This is a genomic window from Blautia sp. ZXY-1-C6, assembly GCF_056339875.1.
On record NZ_JBWJVQ010000050.1, the window covers coordinates 1 to 4,873 of the forward strand.

General features: G+C 43.6%; 6 protein-coding genes. All 6 read left to right on the top strand.

Features of this window, described 5'->3' with window-relative positions; translation table 11 throughout:
* Window positions 1-110 precede the first annotated feature (110 nt).
* Window positions 111-380: an ABC transporter permease subunit gene (locus AC075J_RS02140; RefSeq protein WP_476389914.1), complete on the top strand. Its 270-nt coding sequence runs from the start codon at window positions 111-113 to the stop codon at window positions 378-380.
* Window positions 381-798: 418 nt separating this feature from the next.
* Window positions 799-1,044: an ABC transporter permease gene (locus tag AC075J_RS02145; RefSeq protein ID WP_476389915.1), complete on the top strand. Its 246-nt coding sequence runs from the start codon at window positions 799-801 to the stop codon at window positions 1,042-1,044.
* Window positions 1,045-1,070: 26 nt separating this feature from the next.
* Window positions 1,071-1,766: an extracellular solute-binding protein gene (locus AC075J_RS02150; protein WP_476389916.1), complete on the top strand. Its 696-nt coding sequence runs from the start codon at window positions 1,071-1,073 to the stop codon at window positions 1,764-1,766.
* Window positions 1,720-2,250 carry an extracellular solute-binding protein gene (locus AC075J_RS02155; RefSeq protein WP_476389917.1) on the top strand — a complete coding sequence of 177 codons (531 nt, stop codon included), beginning with the start codon at window positions 1,720-1,722 and terminating at the stop codon, window positions 2,248-2,250. Before AC075J_RS02150 ends, AC075J_RS02155 begins: the two co-directional genes overlap by 47 nt.
* A gap of 89 nt (window positions 2,251-2,339) precedes the next feature.
* Window positions 2,340-3,374, top strand: coding sequence for a polyamine ABC transporter substrate-binding protein (locus AC075J_RS02160; RefSeq protein WP_025577627.1), 1,035 nt, complete (start codon window positions 2,340-2,342; stop codon window positions 3,372-3,374).
* 25 nt (window positions 3,375-3,399) lie between these two features.
* Window positions 3,400-4,873: phosphoenolpyruvate--protein phosphotransferase (ptsP, locus tag AC075J_RS02165; protein WP_476389918.1), on the top strand; the 1,474-nt coding region annotated here is incomplete at its 3' end.

Genomic DNA, 4,873 nt, shown 5'->3' on the forward strand with positions numbered 1-4,873 from the left:
TACAGACTTTTCCGTAGTGGTTGGTCTGGTCTGTAACTTTATGCCGTTTATGATCATCCCGATCCATACATCCCTGAGCAAAATGGATAAATCCTTTATCGAGGCTGCCTATGACCTGGGGCAAATTCCAGACCTTTACAAAGGTTATCTGGAAATTGTCCATCCCCGGTGTGCTTAATGGAATCATGATGGTATTCCTGCTGTCTATTTCTACATTCGTTATTCCGAAACTTCTCGGAGGCGGACAGTACATGCTGATCGGTAACCTGATCGAGTCTCAGTTTATCTCAGTTGGTGACTGGAACTTCGGAAGTGCGATGTTCTCTGATTCTGGCTGTGCTCATTCTGATATTTATGAGCCTGATGAAGAAGATGGATAAAGATGAATAAGGGAGGACGGCATGAAACGTAATAATAAATTTTTCTCAATGTTATATGTAGTACTCTGCCTTGCTTTCTTTTACCTGCCAATCCTGGTGACGATGATCTTTTCCTTTAACTCATCCAAGTCACTGACCAGATTTACAGGCTTTTCCCTGCGCTGGTATCAGGAACTTCTCGGTAACGGGGAAGTAATTAAGGCAGTTTATGTATCTGTTACCATTGCGATCATTGCGACCATTGTTTCTACAATACTTGGAACCATTACAGCGATCGGTTTATCCAAATCAAAGAAGGTAATCAAGGAACTGCTTTTAAATATTAATAATATCCCGATCCTGAATCCTGAAGATCGTAACTGCCATCAGCCTGATGCTCTTGTTCTCTTCTCTGGGATTTCGAAAAGGATATCTGACTATGCTGCTGGCACATATTGCATTCTGTACCCCGTATGTAATTACCAGCGTTTATCCGAAGGTAAGAGCTCTGGATCCGAATATGGCAAATGCTGCCATGGACCTTGGGGCAACACCTTTTCAGGCTCTGACAAAGGTTATCGTGCCCATGATCAAAGAGGGTATTTTCGCAGGCGCACTGCTTGCATTTACCATGTCATTTGATGATTTCGTTATTTCCTATTTCGTGAATCAGGAAATGGTGTAAAGAATATCTCTATTGTTGTATATAATATGACAAAGCGTATCAATCCGACAATCAATGCTTTGTCAACCATCGTGATCGTAGTCATCATCGTGGTACTGCTTTTGTCCAATCTGCTTCCGAAGTTTAAGAATAAAGCCAGAAAGCTGAACAGGAAAGCAGTAAAAATTGTCTCTGTAGTTCTGGTTGTTGCCGTTACGGCAGGGCTGATCAAATGGGGATTCGTGGCGCAGTCCACTCATGTGCTGAAAGTTTACAATGCAGGAGAGTACATGGATCTTTCTCTTCTTGAGGATTTCGAAAAAGAATATGATTGTACCATCGTATACGAGACTTTTGAGTCAAATGAGATGATGTACACCAAGCTTTCAAGCGGTGAGACTTATGATGTGCTGATCCCGTCTGATTACATGATTGAGAGACTGATCAAAGAAGAATATCTGCAGGCACTTGACTGGAAAGAAATTCCGAATAAGAAAAATCTGCTGAATGATGTCATGAACCAGAGCTATGATCCGGGCAACCGTTATTCCTGTCCGTATTTCTGGGGAACAGTAGGAATCCTTTATGATAAGACAGTAGTAGATGAGGCTGATCTGAAAGATGGCTGGAATCTTCTGTGTAATCCGAAATATAAAGGAAATATTTACATGTATGATTCTAGAGAGAGATTCCTTTATGATAGCATTAAAAGCACTTGGGTATTCCATGAATACTACAAATGAGTCTGAGATCGAGGAGGCTTATCAGTGGCTGATCGATCAGCGTGACACCATGGATCCGATCTATGCAGGCGATGATGTGATCGACAACATGATTTCAGGAAACAAAGCGCTGGCAGTTGTGTACTCCGGAGATGCATCTTACATTATCAGTGAAAACCCGAATCTGGACTACTTCACACCGGAACAGGGAACCAACAGATGGTATGATGCAATGGTTATCACAAAGGACTGCAGCGAAGTACAGCTTGCCCATGAATTTATTGATTTTATGATCAGTGATAAATCTGCTCTTTCCAATACGGAAGAAGTAGGGTATACTTCTACAGTGAAGAGTGCTTTTGAAACCATGAAGGAGGGGGACTATGCCGGGATCAGTTCTTATATTCCGGATACAACCAACCCGAATAACGAAATCTTTGCTTATCAGCAGCCAAAGATCAAGCAGAAATTTGCGGAACTCTGGACAAAAGTAAAAGCAAAGTAAAAAAGGATAGCCGCTGTCTGCCGATACGGTGGAAGGCGGACAGTGACTGATACAGACAACAATGCAGAGCATAAGAAGGGAGATCATTTATGAAAAAAAGAGTACTTGCAGTAGTGATGTGTGCATTAATGGCAGGAACAGCATTCACCGGATTCAAGGATGCAGGAGATGATAAAGAACTTGTTCTTTTTACCTGGGAGGGAATGTTCCCGCAGGAAGTTCTGGATGATTTTGAAAAAGAGACAGGAGTTAAAGTTGTTTATTCAAACTTCGATACAGATGAAACCATGCTTGAGAAGCTTTCCATGGCAAAGGGCGGCGACTATGATATTGTAATCGCAGATGACTATATTCTGGAAACTGCGATCCAGGAAGGACTTGCAGAGAAGCTTGACAAGGATTCTCTGGAGAATATCGGAAATATCAACCCATTATATCAGGGACAGTTCTATGATCCGGATGACGAATACACAGTTCCTTACGGAGCAGGTATTCCGCTGATCGTTTACGATCCGGAGCAGGTGGATATTGATATCAAAGGATATAAAGACCTCTGGGATCCGTCTCTTGAGGACAGCATTGCACTGACTGCAAACTATCGTGTGATCAATGGTATCACCCAGCTTTCCATGGGCGAGAGCATGAATGAAGAGGACGTTGACGTGATCAAGAAGACAGGAGAGAAGCTTCTGGAACTTGCTCCGAATGTACGTCTGATCCAGGATGACAATACACAGAATGCACTTCTCAACGGAGAAGCAAGTGTTGCATTTCTTTATACCTCTCAGGTAACAGCTGCTCTGGCTGAGAATCCTGATCTGAAGGTGGTATATCCGGAAGAAGGACTTGGATTTGGTATTATGGGTATGTTTATTCCAAGTGAAGCGCCGGATAAAGATGCGGCATATTCTTTCATGGATTATATCATGCAGCCGGAGGTTGCAGCGAAATGCACAGACTATATCGGCTATTACAGCACAAATAAAGCAGCAGATGAGCTGGTAAATCCGGATCTGGTAGTTCCGGATGATGTTACAAAGGGCGAGATCGTCCAGAATGTAAGCCAGGACGCAGACGCACAGTATCAGAAGAACTGGACTGAATTTAAGGCTGCCTGCGACTAAGGGGTTAATCAACTAAGGAGTTAATATGGATGTTTACAAGGGAACCGGTGCCTTTTCCGGAATTGCCATCGGTAAGATACTGTATTATCATAAAAGCGAATATCAGATGCGCCAGTACGAGATCACAGATGTGAAAACAGAGCTGAATATTTTCCGGCAGGCGCGCACCAGAGTCATGGAACAGCTGGAGGATTTATATGAAAAAAACTGCATAATTCAGGGAACCCAGGCAGAGATTTTTCTCAGACAGAAGAATCTGCTGGAGGGAAAAAGCTTTCAACGTGCCATTGAGAGTGTCATACAGAGTGAAAAAGTAAATTCTGCCTATGCGGTAATGACTACAAGGGATGAGATGCTTAAGACTTTCAGAACTCTGGAAGAGCCTGCGATTAAAGAACGGCTGGATAATATGCGGGAGATTTCCGACCGCCTGATCGGTGAACTGGGAGGTATCTCTCCCAGGATAGATCTTGGGGATGAGCCTGTGATCGTTGTGACGGAGAGTATCACGCCAACAGAACTGATGGAGATGGATAAGGATAAACTGATGGCTATTGTTACCCATCATGGTTCCGACATGTCTCATGCTGCCATTATGGCAAAAACAATGAATATACCGGCTCTGCTGGAAATTGACACAGATTCGGAGTGGGACGGACGGCAGGCTATTGTGGACGGATATACCGGAACTTTGTATATTGATCCGGATGAAGAGGTAAAAAAAGAATATGAGATCCGCAGGCAGGCTGATAAAGAAGAAAGAGAAGAACTTCTGAAATTAAGGAGAGAACCGGATATCACAAAAGATGGCAGAGAAATTGAAATCTATGCCAATATCGGAAATATGGACGACCTGAACAGTGTGCTGTATTACGGAGCTGCCGGGATTGGTCTTCTGCGCAGTGAATTCCAGTATCTTGGAAGAGAAAATTATCCTCGTGAAAATGAGCTGTTTCTTGCATACAAAAAGATTGCGGAGACCATGGGAGAAAAGCTCACTGTGATCCGTACGGCAGATCTCGGAGCAGACAAGCAGGCAGAATATCTGAATATCCCGGACGAGACAAATCCGATCATGGGGAACAGAGGAATCCGTCTCTGCCTTGACAGAAAAAGAATGTTCAAGGCACAGCTTCGGGCAATTTTCAGGGCGAGTGCATATGGAAACCTGGCGCTGATGTATCCGATGATCAGCTCAGAAGAGGAAATGGATGAGATCGAAGAAATTATCCGGGAAGTAAAGATCGGGCTGGATGAAAAAGGAATTCCGTATAAACATATTAAGACAGGAATCATGATCGAGACTCCGGCAGCAGTCATGATCAGCCGGGAGCTTGCCAGAAGAGTGGATTTCCTGAGTCTTGGAACCAATGACCTGAGTCAGTATACACTGGCGATGGACAGACAGAATCCGCTTCTGCGCAAGAAATATAATGACCATCACCCGGCAGTACTGCGTATGATTCAAATGGTGATCGAAGCGGGACATGCAGAAAACA

What these genes read in the sequence shown, in the direction of transcription:
- AC075J_RS02140 (WP_476389914.1), top strand. Translation starts at nt 111, where the DNA reads ATGACCTGGGGCAAATTCCAGACCTTTACAAAGGTTATCTGGAAATTG.
- AC075J_RS02145 (WP_476389915.1), top strand. Translation starts at nt 799, where the DNA reads ATGCTGCTGGCACATATTGCATTCTGTACCCCGTATGTAATTACCAGC.
- AC075J_RS02150 (WP_476389916.1), top strand. Translation starts at nt 1,071, where the DNA reads ATGACAAAGCGTATCAATCCGACAATCAATGCTTTGTCAACCATCGTG.
- AC075J_RS02155 (WP_476389917.1), top strand. Translation starts at nt 1,720, where the DNA reads ATGATAGCATTAAAAGCACTTGGGTATTCCATGAATACTACAAATGAG.
- AC075J_RS02160 (WP_025577627.1), top strand. Translation starts at nt 2,340, where the DNA reads ATGAAAAAAAGAGTACTTGCAGTAGTGATGTGTGCATTAATGGCAGGA.